The organism is Jejuia sp. G7-7 (genome assembly GCF_055808955.1).
The window spans coordinates 353,550-366,340 of sequence record NZ_JBVVSZ010000001.1 but is presented as its reverse complement, the minus strand read 5'-3'; the positions used below and the strand labels follow the sequence as shown (position 1 = coordinate 366,340).

The window sequence follows — 12,791 nt, the reverse complement described above, 5'->3', positions numbered from 1 at the left end:
TAAGACATAAAGATTACGAACCCTAAACATTTGTTAAAATGTCAGAGCTAGATAACCTGCAAAAAGCAGACGGAAAAGAAGAAAAAAGTGAGACTTCGGAAATTGAAACTACGGACAGTAACACAAACACTGAAGTTGAAAACAATCCAGAAACTACTAAACCATCAGAAGAAGTTGTTGCTGAAAAATCTTCAGAAAGCAACGATGTTACTGAGAATTCTACTGAAGACGAAGATGCTGCCATCAATGAAATAGACGAGTCTAATGCAGAAGACGCAGAAGATGAAGGCAACAAAGATCGTCATAAAATTGAGGTTAAAGAGTATGAGAAAATGTCTCTAGAAGCCTTGGCTATTGAACTTGAAAAACTAGTTCAAAAGGAAAAAGTTCAGGCCATAAAAAGTCATGTAGATAGTATTAAGAATGAATTCAACACGAAATTTAATGCGCTTATAGATGAAAAAAAGGCAGACTTTATAGCCGATGGTGGCAATGAAATCGATTTCTACTACTCTACCCCTGTTCAAAAACGTTTTAAAAATGCATACAGAGATTTTAGAGGAAAACTTAATGACCATTATAAAAACATAGAACAGAACCTTAAACAAAACTTACAACAAAAACTCGAAATTATTGAAGAATTAAAAGGCTTGATTAATGTTGAGGAAAATATAAATACTACCTACAAACACTTTAAAGAGCTACAAGAACGTTGGCGTAATACAGGTCCAATACCAAGGGATAAATACAATAATGCGTGGAATAGTTACCATCATCATGTAGAAATATTTTACGATTTTCTACACCTAAATAGAGATTTACGCGATTTAGATTTTAAGCATAATCTTGAAAAAAAGCTATTGATTATTGAACGTGCTGAAGAATTAGCACAGGATGATGATACAATGAGAGCTTTTAGAGAATTACAAGAATTGCACAAATTATGGAAAGAAGAGCTAGGTCCAGTTGGTAAAGAACATCGCGAAACAATTTGGGAGCGATTCAAGGCCGCTACTAAAATTATAAACGATAAAAAGCAACTCTATTACAAAGAGATTGATAAAGTTTATGAAAAAATCTGGAGAAAAAGAAGAAATAATTGCTGCTATTGAAACCATTACTAATGAAACTAGCAACTCTCATGGCGCTTGGCAAAAGAAAATAAAAGAAATTGAAACTCTACGTAATAACTTTTTTAATGCTGGAAAAGTACCTATTAAAGTAAATGAAGCCACTTGGGCAAAATTTAAAGAAGCTGTTAGAAACTTTAACAGACGTAAAAATGCTTTTTACAAAGATTTAAAAAAAGAACAATATCAAAATCTCCAAAAAAGAGAGAATTAGTTCAAATCGCGGAAGATAATAAAGAGAGTGAAGATTTTGAAGTTACTACACCTTTGATGAAAAAAATTCAAAGTGATTGGAAAAAAATTGGGCATGTCCCAAGAAGAGATAGTGATAAAATTTGGAAAAAATTTAAATCAGCCTGTAACCACTATTTTGATAGAATTCATTCTAAGAGAAATGTAGCTAACAAAGAGTTTTTAGAAGCTTTTAATAAAAAGCAAGAGCTTTTAGAGACACTAAAAACACTTAAATTATCAAAAGACAAGGATAAAGATTTAGCACTTATTAAAGAACATGCCAATACGTGGAAAAAATTGGCAGGGTTCCAAACGACAAACGTTATATTGAAGGTAAGTTTAATAAAGTTGTAGATGAATTATTTTCTAAATTGAAAATTGATAAGGGAGAAGCTGAAATGATTAAGTTTGAAACTAAACTTGAAACTTTAAATACAAATGAAGACAATAATAGAAGTTTAGATAACGAACGCTCTTTTATTCGTAAAAAAATTGATGAAGTTAAAAGTCAAATTAATCAGCTAGAAAACAATTTGCAATTTTTCACTAATGTTGATGATGACAACCCTTTAATGAAAGAAGTAAACTCAAATATTAATAAGCACAGAGAAGAATTAAAACTCTGGAAATCTAAACTCAGTAAAATTAAAGAAATGTACTAAAGTTATTTTAGAAGTTATACTCATGAAAAAGCATGATTTCAAAATTTGAAATCATGCTTTTTTTATTTAAACTAAAAACTAACTTTTATCTTTCAGTTATCTTGTTACTGTACCAGATAAACTAACTACTGGACCAGCCCCCATATTAATAGCTGTATGATCTGCTGCATTTGCAGGAATCATGTGAGCCAACGGCTTTAAAGCAAATGGTGCTGCACTATTATCTGGCCAAGGCTCTACCGAAACCACTACTGTTTTTTCTCTTAAATCTGTTGGAAAATTAACCCCTGCTGCAGTTCCCATAACGTAATCTTCTCCCGGATACCCAGGGCCATTCCCCATTGTTCCTTTAAAAGGTGAAGTTGCTGCATTATTATCTGCCATAGCTGGATCTAGAAAAGTACCTGTAGATACCGGTGTACCATCAAAAACTATCCAACCTTCATATTGCCATCCTGGTGAAAGCGTAGGCAAATTCAAACCTGCAACAGCACTTCCGCTAGAATTATCTAAAAACCAAACACCACTAAACTCATTTGTTGCATCAGCATCAGTTGGTGTCGCCAAAATATAAGTACCAGCTGCTGATGAAAAATCAGCAACAATAGTAGAATTTAAAGTTGCTGAATTACCTGAAAAATCTCCAACTAGAACTTTTGTGTCTGCTGGAGCAGGATCAGGATCATTTGTAGGCTCAATTGATAAGACAAATCGTGTTGCCTTATTTAATTGATCTGAATTTATAGAAAACGCTTGTGCAGAACTTACATTTGTAAAAGTACCGGTTGAAACTGGAGCACCATCAACTATAATCCAACCCTCATACACATAATCACTTCCTAAATCTTCTAAACCTTGTAAGCTCAATGTTAAGTTGGAATTAGTTGATCCTCCATCATCGTCACTACTACAAGAAGTAATAAAGAAACCTATTGCCACCAGGGCTAAAAACATTTTTTTAATCATCATTATAATTTTTTATTTGTTATATAATTCAAAATTATATGATATTAAATTCATGAAATGTTAGCCAGCTAACATTAAGCGGTTTTTTTATAAATTCTTATTTCTTTTCTTGAAAATTGGATTACATTTTCTTCTTTTAATTCATTTAAAAGAATGTTTAATGTTGGTCTTGAAGTACCTATTAAAGAAGCAATATCTTTTTGAGTGTAAGGATGATGAATTATTTTATCACCTGTCTTTTCGCAGTCGTATCCATAATCTGTACAAAGTTCATGAAGAAATTCAAGTAACCTCGTTTTTGTGTCTTTAAATAGTAATAATTGAAGTCTGCGTTCTAACTTTTTTAATCGTAACCCCAAAAATTTATAGATTTTAAAACTGAAAGTTTGATTATCTCGCATTAAATCATGCATAGTATCAACACCAATAGGACAAATACTTGTAGTAGTTTCAAGAGATTGAGCGAACTCCTCACGTTTAGACTCTCCTAAAATAGCAGTTTCTCCAAATAATTCTCCACGTGTTAAAATCGCTTTTACGACCTCTTCTCCATCTTCGTTATAATAACCAAGTTTTACTTTTCCTTTTTCTATTAGATAGACTTTGTTTGCCGAATCTTCTTCAAAATAAATATAATCTTGCTTATTGTAAGCATCAAAATTGTGATTGGATTTATAAGCTTTGAATTTATGCGGACAAAGTTTCCTAAACAGGTTAACATCTTCAAAAAACCAAAGGGACTTCATTGTATATGTTTTTATTAAAGTAATGTCGGGAAGTACAACAAAAACTTACAATAAAAACCATAAAAAAAACCTCCAAATAGGAGGCTTAATATTTATTCTTCTTCATCACTTGATGTTTCTTCTTCATCAAGTAAATTTAACATATCATGTTTTTGTAATAAATTGTACCATTGAATAATCTTTTTAATATCACTTGCATACACCCTATCTTCATCATAATCTGGCAATACATCAAAGAAATATTCTTCTAGTTTATCTTTACCATCTTTAGGACCAACACTAGAAGGTACTCCATTTTCTTTATCTCTAATTTTACCTAAAACCCTGTATAACGGCACTTCTTCCGTTAAAGTATAAATAGCTATTTCACTTAAAACACTCACATTATTTTGCAAACTAACTGATAATCTTTTATTATCAATTAAAGATTCTGCAACAAAACCACCACGAGTTTGAGTTACTAATTTATAAAGTCCAGGTTTTCCTGCAATAGCTAAAACTTTTTCTAAGCCCATATAAAATATTGTTTTTTGAGAGGCGCAAATATCACATAATTAAAAAGCAATCCAAAAATTATCGCCTTTTTTTGGTTTGGAAAACGCATTCTATAATCTACACTAATTTTACCTTTTGAAATATTAGAAAGCTTACCTTTTATTAATCGTTTTTTTAAACTTGACAATTTTTCAGTAAAAAGAATGCCTTCAATGTGATCATATTCATGTTGGATTACGCGTGCAATTAAACCATTAAAAGTCTCAGTATGTTTTTTGAAATTTTCATCAAAATATTTAATAGTGATTTTTGGTTGTCTAAACACATCTTCTCGTACATCGGGAATACTTAAACAGCCTTCATTAAATGCCCATTCATCTCCCTCTTCATCAAGAATTTCAGCATTAATAAATACACGTTTAAAGTCTTTAAGTTCTTTTTTTCTTCTTCTGTAAAATCTTCATCTTCAGAAAAAGGAGAAGTATCTACTAAAAATAATCGAATGGGCAAACCTATTTGTGGCGCAGCTAAACCTACACCCATGGCATTATACATGGTCTCGAACATATTTTCGAGAAGCTCGTCTAATTTTGGATAATCTTTTGTTATGTCTGCTCCCACTTTTTTAAAACTGGGTCTCCATAAGCTACTATTGGTAATATCATCGTTAGGGTAATATGGTTTTTTGCAAAAATACGACTCTTCCTTTATAAATTTAACCTATTAATTGAAAAATCTATTTTGAGTATAAATAGCTTTGAAGAATTAATGTAGCACTAATTTCATCAACTAAGGCTTTATTTTTACGTTGTTTCTTTTTCAATCCGCTATCTATCATAGTTTGAAATGCCATTTTTGAGGTAAAGCGTTCATCAACTCTAGTGACGGGAATGTTTGGAAATGCTTTTGACAATAGCTTTAAAAAAGGAATTATAAGTGTTTCACTTTCAGAAGCAGTATTATCCATTTGCTTTGGCTCTCCAACTAAAAAAAGCTCGATAGTTTCCTTTGAGGTATATTCTTTTAAAAAAGGTATTAATTCATTTGTAGCAACTGTAGTAAGACCAGAAGCTATAATTTGTAACTCATCTGTTACAGCTATTCCTGTTCTTTTCATTCCGTAATCAATTGCTAAAATTCTTGCCATACATTTCTTTTGTGCAAAAGTAATTCTTTCTAAATAAAAAGAGACTGTCTTTTCAGACAGTCTCTTTCGTGTTTAACCTTATTATTAAATTTGAATACTATTCTAGTTTAAGATAATTTTCTTCTGTTGATTTTAGGAAATACTAATTTGATGTTTTCAACTTTTCTTTCTCTGTTTAAGAAAATTCTAATATCACTACTACTACGAGCAATAACTTCTTTAATTTTTACCGTATCAATAATTACTGTGTTTTCTAATGTTTCAGAAACAGTAATTGTTTTTTCAACGTTATCTTGCTTAACTTCACTCTGAGCGCTTACTGCTGAAAAAGACAGTAATAAGATAAATAAGATGTAAAAATTAGTTTTCATGACTTGGGTGTTTCATTTGTTTCAACGGTTCAAATATATATCCATAAGCAAGCTCAACTACAATAAATTAGTCGTACAACACGGAATTTTCGATTACTAGAGAATCGGAAAAGATTGGTCGATGAATAGTGGAAATGCTCTATTTTACCGACGAAAAACACAAAAATTGCATTTCATCCATAAAAAATATTTTTTCAAAGGAAAAAAGAGGTCTAGAATTTTAAAAAATCATCATAAAACGACCAAAATTTTCAACATATTTAAAGATGAAATACATGCAAATTTTAGGCTATAGGTAGTATATTTGCCCAAAATAATATTACTGATGACAGATTTACAACAAATTATAGAAAGTGCTTGGGATAACCGAGAGCTTTTAAAAGAGAGTAAAACAACTGATGCTATTAGAAACGTAGTTAACCTATTAGATAAAGGGGAATTACGAGTAGCTGAACCAATTGAAGGCGGATGGCAAGTTAATGAATGGGTTAAGAAAGCCGTTGTACTTTATTTCCCAATTCAAAAAATGGAAACTTTAGAAGCTGGTATTTTTGAGTATCATGACAAAATTCCATTAAAACGTAATTTTGCTGAAAGAGGAATTCGTGTAGTACCAAATGCTGTTGCTAGACATGGTGCTTATATTTCTGCAGGCACTATATTAATGCCTAGTTATGTTAATATTGGTGCTTATGTAGATGAGGGTACAATGGTAGATACTTGGGCTACAGTTGGTAGTTGTGCACAAATTGGTAAAAACGTACACTTATCAGGCGGAGTTGGTATAGGTGGTGTTTTAGAGCCATTGCAAGCTGCTCCTGTAATTATAGAAGATAATGCATTTATAGGATCACGTTGTATCGTGGTTGAAGGTGTAAAAGTAGAAACTGAAGCTGTTTTAGGTGCAGGAGTGGTGTTAACTATGAGTACTAAAATTATAGATGTAACTGGAGATGAGCCTGTGCAATATAAAGGTGTGGTTCCTGCACGCTCTGTAGTTATTCCTGGTAGTTATGCAAAAGAATTCCCTTCTGGAAGCTATAACGTACCATGTGCTTTAATTATTGGTAAACGTAAAGAAAGTACAAATAAAAAGACATCGCTTAACGATGCTTTAAGAGAGCATAGTGTAGCGGTTTAAAATCAGAATTTATAAATTCCGAAAATTTAATTCCAAATTCCAATCCTTTTAAATTGGAATTTGGAATTTTTGTTTGTAATTTGAATTGGTTTATGAAGATTTTAGTAATACAACAAAAAATGATAGGCGATGTGTTGACAAGCAGTATTCTGTTTGAAGCATTACGTGCTGAATATCCTGATGCTAAACTGCATTATTTGATTAATTCGCACACCTATCCTGTTGTGGAACATAATCCTTTTATAGATGAGTTTAAATTTTTTACTCCAGACATTGAAAAGAGCAAAAGATTATTTTATTCATTTTTAAAACACATTAGAAAAGAAAAATATAATATAGTAATTGATGTGTACTCAAATTATTCTAGCAATTTGATAACATTATTTTCTGGAGCTAAAATCAAAATTTCGAAGTATAAATGGTACAGTTCATTTATTTATACGCATACATTTAAAGAAAGTAAAAGCCCAAAAACAAATGCAGGTTTAGCTATTGAAAATAGATTAAATCTTTTAAAACCGATTTGTAAAACTAATGTTTCTCCAATTAAGCCTAAAATATATTTAACATCAGAAGAAATCGAGTCTGCAAAACAATTACTCACAAATTTCAAAATAGATTTCTCCAAACCATTATTTATGATAAGTGTTTTAGGAAGTGATGTAACTAAAACCTATCCATTACAGTATATGGCAAAATTAATTGATACTACTGTTTCTCAAACTAAAGGGAACATACTTTTCAATTATATCCCAAGCCAAAAAGAAGAAGTTATAAAATTGATGGCATATTGTAATGAAACCACCAAATCGCAAATCCATTTTAATATTTTCGGGAAAAGTCTAAGAGAATTTATAGCCATTACAAAACATTGTACAGCTTTGATTGGGAATGAAGGTGGTGCTATTAACATGGCAAAAGCTATTGATAAACCAACGTTTGCTATTTTCTCTCCTTGGATTTTAAAGGAAGCTTGGAATATGTTTGATGACGGACATAAAAATGATTCCATTCATCTAAAAGACGTAAAACCTGAGCTTTATGAAGTCAAAGATTTAAAATCGGCTAAGCAAGACTATTCCAAATACTATAATGAATTTACTCCTGAATTGATTATTCCCAAATTAAAAGACTTCTTAAAATCTATTTTGTAATCCCGTAAGGGGTCCTAGTAACCTTCTCTATTTTAGTAACCTCGCGTATTTTTTTGTTTTTTTCAATCATCTCAGGTTTCACATAACCTCTTTTATGATCTAAATGCAAACAAATTGCAGAATATCTAATTTGTTTTGCTTTAATACCTGAGTTAAATAAACGCTCCCCTAACTCTCTATCTTCTCCGCCATATTGCATACGTTCATCATAACCATTTGCTGCAATAATATCAGCTTTATAGCCCGAAGCATTATGCCCATTCCAAGTGGCTGTTGTTGGCGTAAATATATTAAGCAGTTTTTCTTTTAAACCTCTTGAAGTGATTTTATTGTTTTTAAATGATGATTTTAATCCTTTGGATTTCAACCAATCAATATCAAAACAACGTTGGGTTTTTATATCTTCTTCAGAAATAAGTTCACTAATAGACATAGGCAGTTTAAAATAACCGCCAGATAAAAAATACCCCTTAGCTCTATTTTTTAAATGTACTTGTAGAAAATCCTTGCGGGCAATACAATCGCCATCAGTATATACTAAATAGTTTCCTTTACTAGCAACTGTTGCTTTATTTAAAATTATTGTTTTTTGAAATCCATTATCCTCATGCCAAATATGCTGAATAGGATAATCAACTTGACATTTCATTTTTTCAATTAACAACTTAGTATCCTCGCCAGAACCATCATCTGCAATAACCACTTCAAAACTTTTAATGGTTTGGCAGTTATAACTCCATAGCACTTTTTCTAACCACGCGGGATTATTGTAAGTACTAATAATTACTGAAACTTTAATTTTATGCATTGCTTCAAAAATAACTATTTTTACCAAAATTATTGAATCTTAGCATGATTAAACTATCAGGAGTTATTATAACTTTTAATGAAGAAAAAAATATTGAAAAATGTTTAAAGTCTCTGGTTAATGTAGTTGATGAAATAGTTGTTGTAGATTCCTTTTCTACCGATAGCACTAAAACTATCTGTGATAAATACAATGTTAAGTTTATTCAACAAAAATTTTTAGGTTACATAGAACAAAAAAACTTTGCATTGACCCAAGCAACCTATAATCACGTTGTATCTTTAGATGGAGATGAGGCCCTTTCTGAAGTATTACAAAATGCCATTTTGAATCTGAAATCTAATTGGAAATATGATGGGTATTTCTGTAATCGATTCAACAATTTTTGCGGACAATGGATAAAACATTCCGACTGGTACCCGAATAAAAAGTTGAGAGTATTTGATAGAAGAAAAGCCGAATGGAAAGGCATCAATCCACATGATAATGTTGTTTTAAATGATAAAAACGCTAAATCTGGACATTTAAAAGGCGATATTTTACATTGGACGTATCAAAGCTATTCTGAATTTAACAACAAAACCGAATATTTCTCGACTATTGCTGCCAAAGCCTATTTTGAAAAAGGAAAAACAGCATCATTTATTAAAATCATATTTAATCCCGCTTGGGCCTTTTTTAAAGCCTATTTCTTAAGATTAGGATTTCTAGATGGCATTAACGGATTTGTAATTTGTGCTCAAACCGCTAATATTACATTTTTGAAGTATACCAAATTATGGGAGTTACAACGTCAATCTACAAAGTAACCATCTATAGTTTTTGAGCAATTTTCCCAAGTATATGGCATAACAGTTTCTCTAATATTTGTGGTTGTTAAAAATGCTTTCTCTATCAAAGGCTCAACATCCTTAAAAGTTGCATCAAGATCAAATAAAAACCCATTTTCTCCATGATTTATTAAATCTGGAGCAAAACCTGTCTTAGAAGCTACAGGAACACAATTACTCATCATAGCTTCTAGAATAGGAACTGGGCCGCCTTCTAAGAGTGAAGGAGACACAAAAACATCCAATTTATTGTACAAATCAGGATAAGATTCATAAGGCACATTATTATGATATATAAAATTTGGTAATGCTTTCAGTTCATCATATCTAGCATAATCTTCCCAGTTTCGTCCTATAATATGGAAAACTCTATCTGGCATATTTTTTATAAGATCAAAAATTAAATCAGGATTTTTCTCTCTCCAAAATTTGAACAAAACCCAACATCGCCTGCTCCTCGTTCATGCGAATAAAAAGTTGTTGAAGATGTACCAATATGCAACACTTTTAATAAAGCTTCTTTTACACCACATTCTATTAAATATGTTTTTACGTCAGAATTTAAACAAATAATAGTATCCGCTTTATTTAAACACCAAACCACATGCGTTTTAGAATATTTTTTGACCAATTAGGATGTGTAAACATTACAACATTCTTCTTTTTTAAGATGCTTGGCGTACTGCGAATACAGCGGCAAAAATAATTTTGATAAATATAAAAATACCCATCAGCCTCAGGCAAATCCCTTAATTTATTATGATAGTGAGTGCTTGCATTCAAAGAAGAAAACCGAGATAATCGTCTCACTTTTGCACCAAAAATCCAATCTTTATCCTTTTCTCTAGCTATATAAACAACGCTTTCAACTTTATCAGAAACTGGAGAATTTATGAACTTTGATTTTAAGATGGCAATCAAATATTTCCATTTATGAACTATTGTAAAATAAAGTTGTTCTCCCATTTAATGAATCTTGGTAAATTTTTAGCTAGTTATTTTATTCAATTAAAACTACTGTTATATCGGCGATTCTGAAGGTCTAGTTTTGTACTTTTTCTTCCAGAAGAAAATGCGCTTTTTTATTCTAATTTTTCTATAAAATTTCTCTTGAAATTCCTTTGTAGAATGCCACATTAAATCAAAAACTTTTGCTTCATCTTCTCCAGAACATTTAGCATATTCGTTACTCATAATCGCTATCATAGCTTTATGAATTGTCAATTTTGAAAAATTTTTTATTCGTGTTTCAAAATTCATTTTACCAAATTCCATTCGGTTTAAATCTACCAGATAAAAGTCATATCCGTCGTTAAGTCTTTTAATTAAGGTGTTTCCTGGAGAATGATCTAAAAAATGCACACCGTTTTCATGCAATTTATAAGTAAATCTTGTAAATGCTCTAAGAATAGCTTCATGATCTTTGATATCAAAATCTGTTGTTAATTCTCGATAGGTTAAATCACAATCTATAAATTCACTTACATAAAAGCTCTTTTTAAACAAAAATGGCGTATCAAGATAATTGTAAGCAACAGGTGCAGGAGTTTTAATCCCAAATTTCAATAACTCGTTTGCATAGGTATAAGAGCGTTCCGCTTTAGATTTTCTAAAAAACTTATAAGCTACCTGATTTACAATGTTAGGTATTCTAAAGATTTTATGGTATAGGTTTTACCAGCAATTGATACATTCTTTATCACGTTACGTTCTGCAGCTCCTAAAACTTCATTATAAGTCTCAAAATTTGAGATAACATCTTCTATCTGCTGTCTTAATGAGCTAAAATCAGGATGTATTACAAAGGTGTTACGCATTTTGGTTGCTTAATTTAGCTCTAGACTTTAATATGTAAAGCGTTCATGCAAATATATTTAAATAAATTAGAGTATGATAGCTCTAGAGTACACATCGTACTTAAATAAAAGCATTTGTGTAATCAACATGCAACTTGTACTTTTGAGTGTTTAGTAATAAGGCTTCAACTTAAATAAAATATGCATATTTTACATTTATCGGCTGTTACAAATTGGGGTGGTGGAGAAAACCATATAGAGAATCTGTGTAGCGAATTGGCGTTTACAAATCCAGAGATTAAAAACACCATTTTTTGTGTTAAAGATGCTGCATTTCATCAAAGACTAATCAAAACCAATATTAATTATATTACAGCACCTCTTGGTATAAAAATAGATTTAAGGTATGTTTTTAAACTAGGACGAGTATGCAAAAAAGAAAAGATAGACCTAATCCATATTCACGACCCTAGCGCTATTCAATTAGCGATAATCGCAGATAAAATTTACAACTTACCACCCTTTGTATTCAGTAAAAAAACATCATTTCCTATAAAACAACGGAAGAAAACACTTTACAAATACAATTACCCAAAAATTAAAAAAATTTTATGTGTTTCTAAAGAAACTCAGAAAATTACTGAAAAGGCAATTAAGGATACAGAAAAAATTGTTACTATTTATCATGGCACAAATTTAAAAACCAAGAGCACTAAAACACCTTTTAAACTCAGAGAAAAGTATCATATTCCGAAGAATAAAATTATTATAGGAAATATTGCAAACCACATAAGAGCTAAACATTTAGATACTTGGGTTGATGTTGCTAACCGAATTATAAATGAAGAAAAAGAAGCGATTTTATATTCGTTCAAATCGGGACCTTTACAGAACGTACTGATGCTTTATTAGAACGTATTGCTTCTTTAAATTTGAAACAACATATGATTTTTTTGGGGTACACACCAAATGCATCAAATTTTATTTCTCAGTTTGACATTTCTTTAATGACCTCACAAAGTGAAGGTATTCCACAATTTATTTACGAATCCATGTACCACAAAGTACCAGTAATTAGTACAGACGTTGGTGGTATCCCAGAAGTTATAGCGCATAATACCAACGGCCTTTTAGCACCTATGCATGATGATAAAACCTTAGCAGAACACGTGCACTATCTTAACGATTCCGAAAAACTAAAACAACAATTCATAACTAAAAGTTATGATAAACTAATGCAACAATTTACAACTAGCGAAATGGCTAAAAAAACCATTAAAATTTATAAAGAGGTTTTAAACATTGCCTAAT

At 31.0% G+C, this 12,791-nt stretch carries 20 protein-coding genes and 2 pseudogenes; 10 read left to right on the top strand and 12 right to left on the bottom strand.

Features of this window, described 5'->3' with window-relative positions:
- Positions 1 to 38 precede the first annotated feature (38 nt).
- From AC0L5U_RS01890 to AC0L5U_RS01870, 5 genes and pseudogenes are all read left to right on the top strand, one after another.
- Positions 39 to 1,112, top strand: a complete 1,074-nt coding sequence (locus AC0L5U_RS01890; protein WP_473414412.1) for a DUF349 domain-containing protein — start codon at positions 39 to 41, stop codon at positions 1,110 to 1,112.
- A complete protein-coding gene (locus AC0L5U_RS01885) occupies positions 1,069 to 1,344 on the top strand; it encodes a DUF349 domain-containing protein (RefSeq protein WP_473414411.1) in 276 nt (91 codons plus the stop codon). Before AC0L5U_RS01890 ends, AC0L5U_RS01885 begins: the two co-directional genes overlap by 44 nt.
- Positions 1,314 to 1,391: pseudogene (locus tag AC0L5U_RS01880) on the top strand (hypothetical protein); the annotation flags it as partial. The gene AC0L5U_RS01885 and the pseudogene AC0L5U_RS01880, both read left to right, overlap by 31 nt.
- Before the next feature lie 9 nt (positions 1,392 to 1,400).
- The gene (locus AC0L5U_RS01875; protein WP_473414410.1) at positions 1,401 to 1,718 is read left to right on the top strand and encodes a DUF349 domain-containing protein; all 318 of its coding nucleotides are present in this window, start codon (positions 1,401 to 1,403) and stop codon (positions 1,716 to 1,718) included.
- The gene (locus tag AC0L5U_RS01870) at positions 1,652 to 2,026 is read left to right on the top strand and encodes a hypothetical protein (RefSeq protein ID WP_473414409.1); all 375 of its coding nucleotides are present in this window, start codon (positions 1,652 to 1,654) and stop codon (positions 2,024 to 2,026) included. Before AC0L5U_RS01875 ends, AC0L5U_RS01870 begins: the two co-directional genes overlap by 67 nt.
- A 96-nt stretch (positions 2,027 to 2,122) precedes the next feature.
- Here AC0L5U_RS01870 and AC0L5U_RS01865 read toward each other — a convergent pair whose 3' ends face one another.
- The 6 genes and pseudogenes from AC0L5U_RS01865 to AC0L5U_RS01840 all read right to left on the bottom strand — a co-directional run bounded on the left by AC0L5U_RS01865 (position 2,123) and on the right by AC0L5U_RS01840 (position 5,751).
- A complete protein-coding gene (locus AC0L5U_RS01865) occupies positions 2,123 to 2,980 on the bottom strand; it encodes an anti-sigma factor (RefSeq protein WP_473414408.1) in 858 nt (285 codons plus the stop codon).
- A gap of 86 nt (positions 2,981 to 3,066) precedes the next feature.
- Positions 3,067 to 3,738 (bottom strand): Crp/Fnr family transcriptional regulator, encoded by a 672-nt coding sequence (locus AC0L5U_RS01860; protein ID WP_473414407.1) that lies wholly within the window; start codon positions 3,736 to 3,738, stop codon positions 3,067 to 3,069.
- A gap of 92 nt (positions 3,739 to 3,830) precedes the next feature.
- Positions 3,831 to 4,253 (bottom strand): DUF5606 family protein, encoded by a 423-nt coding sequence (locus AC0L5U_RS01855; RefSeq protein WP_473414406.1) that lies wholly within the window; start codon positions 4,251 to 4,253, stop codon positions 3,831 to 3,833.
- Positions 4,254 to 4,318: 65 nt separating this feature from the next.
- Positions 4,319 to 4,898 (bottom strand): annotated as a pseudogene (gene def, locus AC0L5U_RS01850) (peptide deformylase); the annotation flags it as partial.
- A 71-nt stretch (positions 4,899 to 4,969) separates the two neighbouring features.
- Complete coding sequence (ruvX, locus tag AC0L5U_RS01845) at positions 4,970 to 5,380, bottom strand: Holliday junction resolvase RuvX (RefSeq protein WP_473414405.1); 411 nt, start codon at positions 5,378 to 5,380, stop codon at positions 4,970 to 4,972.
- Positions 5,381 to 5,487: 107 nt separating this feature from the next.
- Positions 5,488 to 5,751 (bottom strand): hypothetical protein, encoded by a 264-nt coding sequence (locus AC0L5U_RS01840; RefSeq protein WP_473414404.1) that lies wholly within the window; start codon positions 5,749 to 5,751, stop codon positions 5,488 to 5,490.
- A 325-nt stretch (positions 5,752 to 6,076) separates the two neighbouring features.
- On the opposite strand from AC0L5U_RS01840, the gene AC0L5U_RS01835 reads away from it, so the two are divergent.
- Together AC0L5U_RS01835 and AC0L5U_RS01830 are read left to right on the top strand one after the other, a co-directional pair.
- Positions 6,077 to 6,892: a 2,3,4,5-tetrahydropyridine-2,6-dicarboxylate N-succinyltransferase gene (locus tag AC0L5U_RS01835; RefSeq protein ID WP_473414403.1), complete on the top strand. Its 816-nt coding sequence runs from the start codon at positions 6,077 to 6,079 to the stop codon at positions 6,890 to 6,892.
- A gap of 92 nt (positions 6,893 to 6,984) precedes the next feature.
- Positions 6,985 to 8,046: a glycosyltransferase family 9 protein gene (locus AC0L5U_RS01830; RefSeq protein WP_473414402.1), complete on the top strand. Its 1,062-nt coding sequence runs from the start codon at positions 6,985 to 6,987 to the stop codon at positions 8,044 to 8,046.
- Here the strand turns inward: AC0L5U_RS01830 and AC0L5U_RS01825 are convergent.
- Positions 8,036 to 8,854: a glycosyltransferase family 2 protein gene (locus tag AC0L5U_RS01825; protein ID WP_473416143.1), complete on the bottom strand. Its 819-nt coding sequence runs from the start codon at positions 8,852 to 8,854 to the stop codon at positions 8,036 to 8,038. The genes AC0L5U_RS01830 and AC0L5U_RS01825 overlap by 11 nt on opposite strands.
- A 44-nt stretch (positions 8,855 to 8,898) precedes the next feature.
- Here AC0L5U_RS01825 and AC0L5U_RS01820 point away from each other — a divergent pair, with 44 nt between their 5' ends.
- A complete protein-coding gene (locus AC0L5U_RS01820; RefSeq protein ID WP_473414401.1) occupies positions 8,899 to 9,663 on the top strand; it encodes a glycosyltransferase family 2 protein in 765 nt (254 codons plus the stop codon).
- Here the strand turns inward: AC0L5U_RS01820 and AC0L5U_RS01815 are convergent.
- The 5 genes from AC0L5U_RS01815 to AC0L5U_RS01795 are packed head-to-tail and all read right to left on the bottom strand — an operon-like array spanning position 9,648 to position 11,501.
- Positions 9,648 to 10,121, bottom strand: a complete 474-nt coding sequence (locus AC0L5U_RS01815; RefSeq protein ID WP_473414400.1) for a glycosyltransferase — start codon at positions 10,119 to 10,121, stop codon at positions 9,648 to 9,650. The two genes, AC0L5U_RS01820 and AC0L5U_RS01815, sit on opposite strands and share 16 nt — an antisense overlap.
- Positions 10,085 to 10,288 carry a hypothetical protein gene (locus AC0L5U_RS01810; RefSeq protein ID WP_473414399.1) on the bottom strand — a complete coding sequence of 68 codons (204 nt, stop codon included), beginning with the start codon at positions 10,286 to 10,288 and terminating at the stop codon, positions 10,085 to 10,087. The genes AC0L5U_RS01815 and AC0L5U_RS01810 overlap by 37 nt, the downstream gene beginning before the upstream one ends.
- Positions 10,273 to 10,650, bottom strand: a complete 378-nt coding sequence (locus AC0L5U_RS01805) for a hypothetical protein (RefSeq protein ID WP_473414398.1) — start codon at positions 10,648 to 10,650, stop codon at positions 10,273 to 10,275. The genes AC0L5U_RS01810 and AC0L5U_RS01805 overlap by 16 nt, the downstream gene beginning before the upstream one ends.
- Before the next feature lie 54 nt (positions 10,651 to 10,704).
- A complete protein-coding gene (locus tag AC0L5U_RS01800; protein WP_473416142.1) occupies positions 10,705 to 11,325 on the bottom strand; it encodes a lipopolysaccharide kinase InaA family protein in 621 nt (206 codons plus the stop codon).
- Positions 11,319 to 11,501, bottom strand: coding sequence for a hypothetical protein (locus AC0L5U_RS01795; protein WP_473414397.1), 183 nt, complete (start codon positions 11,499 to 11,501; stop codon positions 11,319 to 11,321). The genes AC0L5U_RS01800 and AC0L5U_RS01795 overlap by 7 nt, the downstream gene beginning before the upstream one ends.
- 180 nt (positions 11,502 to 11,681) lie before the next feature.
- On the opposite strand from AC0L5U_RS01795, the gene AC0L5U_RS01790 reads away from it, so the two are divergent.
- Positions 11,682 to 12,392 carry a glycosyltransferase gene (locus tag AC0L5U_RS01790; RefSeq protein ID WP_473414396.1) on the top strand — a complete coding sequence of 237 codons (711 nt, stop codon included), beginning with the start codon at positions 11,682 to 11,684 and terminating at the stop codon, positions 12,390 to 12,392.
- Entirely contained in the window at positions 12,344 to 12,790 is a 447-nt protein-coding gene (locus AC0L5U_RS01785) for a glycosyltransferase (RefSeq protein ID WP_473416141.1), read from the top strand. Before AC0L5U_RS01790 ends, AC0L5U_RS01785 begins: the two co-directional genes overlap by 49 nt.
- The last annotated feature ends 1 nt before the right edge of the window (position 12,791 follow it).

Excerpts from the sequence above, each read along its gene's own strand:
- AC0L5U_RS01860 (WP_473414407.1), bottom strand. The coding sequence starts at position 3,738 with ATGAAGTCCCTTTGGTTTTTTGAAGATGTTAACCTGTTTAGGAAACTT.
- AC0L5U_RS01795 (WP_473414397.1), bottom strand. The coding sequence starts at position 11,501 with ATGCGTAACACCTTTGTAATACATCCTGATTTTAGCTCATTAAGACAG.
- AC0L5U_RS01835 (WP_473414403.1), top strand. The coding sequence starts at position 6,077 with ATGACAGATTTACAACAAATTATAGAAAGTGCTTGGGATAACCGAGAG.
- AC0L5U_RS01855 (WP_473414406.1), bottom strand. The coding sequence starts at position 4,253 with ATGGGCTTAGAAAAAGTTTTAGCTATTGCAGGAAAACCTGGACTTTAT.
- AC0L5U_RS01890 (WP_473414412.1), top strand. The coding sequence starts at position 39 with ATGTCAGAGCTAGATAACCTGCAAAAAGCAGACGGAAAAGAAGAAAAA.
- AC0L5U_RS01805 (WP_473414398.1), bottom strand. The coding sequence starts at position 10,650 with ATGGGAGAACAACTTTATTTTACAATAGTTCATAAATGGAAATATTTG.
- AC0L5U_RS01840 (WP_473414404.1), bottom strand. The coding sequence starts at position 5,751 with ATGAAAACTAATTTTTACATCTTATTTATCTTATTACTGTCTTTTTCA.
- AC0L5U_RS01830 (WP_473414402.1), top strand. The coding sequence starts at position 6,985 with ATGAAGATTTTAGTAATACAACAAAAAATGATAGGCGATGTGTTGACA.
- AC0L5U_RS01885 (WP_473414411.1), top strand. The coding sequence starts at position 1,069 with ATGAAAAAATCTGGAGAAAAAGAAGAAATAATTGCTGCTATTGAAACC.
- AC0L5U_RS01820 (WP_473414401.1), top strand. The coding sequence starts at position 8,899 with ATGATTAAACTATCAGGAGTTATTATAACTTTTAATGAAGAAAAAAAT.
- AC0L5U_RS01865 (WP_473414408.1), bottom strand. The coding sequence starts at position 2,980 with ATGTTTTTAGCCCTGGTGGCAATAGGTTTCTTTATTACTTCTTGTAGT.
- AC0L5U_RS01825 (WP_473416143.1), bottom strand. The coding sequence starts at position 8,854 with ATGCATAAAATTAAAGTTTCAGTAATTATTAGTACTTACAATAATCCC.
- AC0L5U_RS01790 (WP_473414396.1), top strand. The coding sequence starts at position 11,682 with ATGCATATTTTACATTTATCGGCTGTTACAAATTGGGGTGGTGGAGAA.
- AC0L5U_RS01875 (WP_473414410.1), top strand. The coding sequence starts at position 1,401 with ATGAAAAAAATTCAAAGTGATTGGAAAAAAATTGGGCATGTCCCAAGA.
- ruvX (WP_473414405.1), bottom strand. The coding sequence starts at position 5,380 with ATGGCAAGAATTTTAGCAATTGATTACGGAATGAAAAGAACAGGAATA.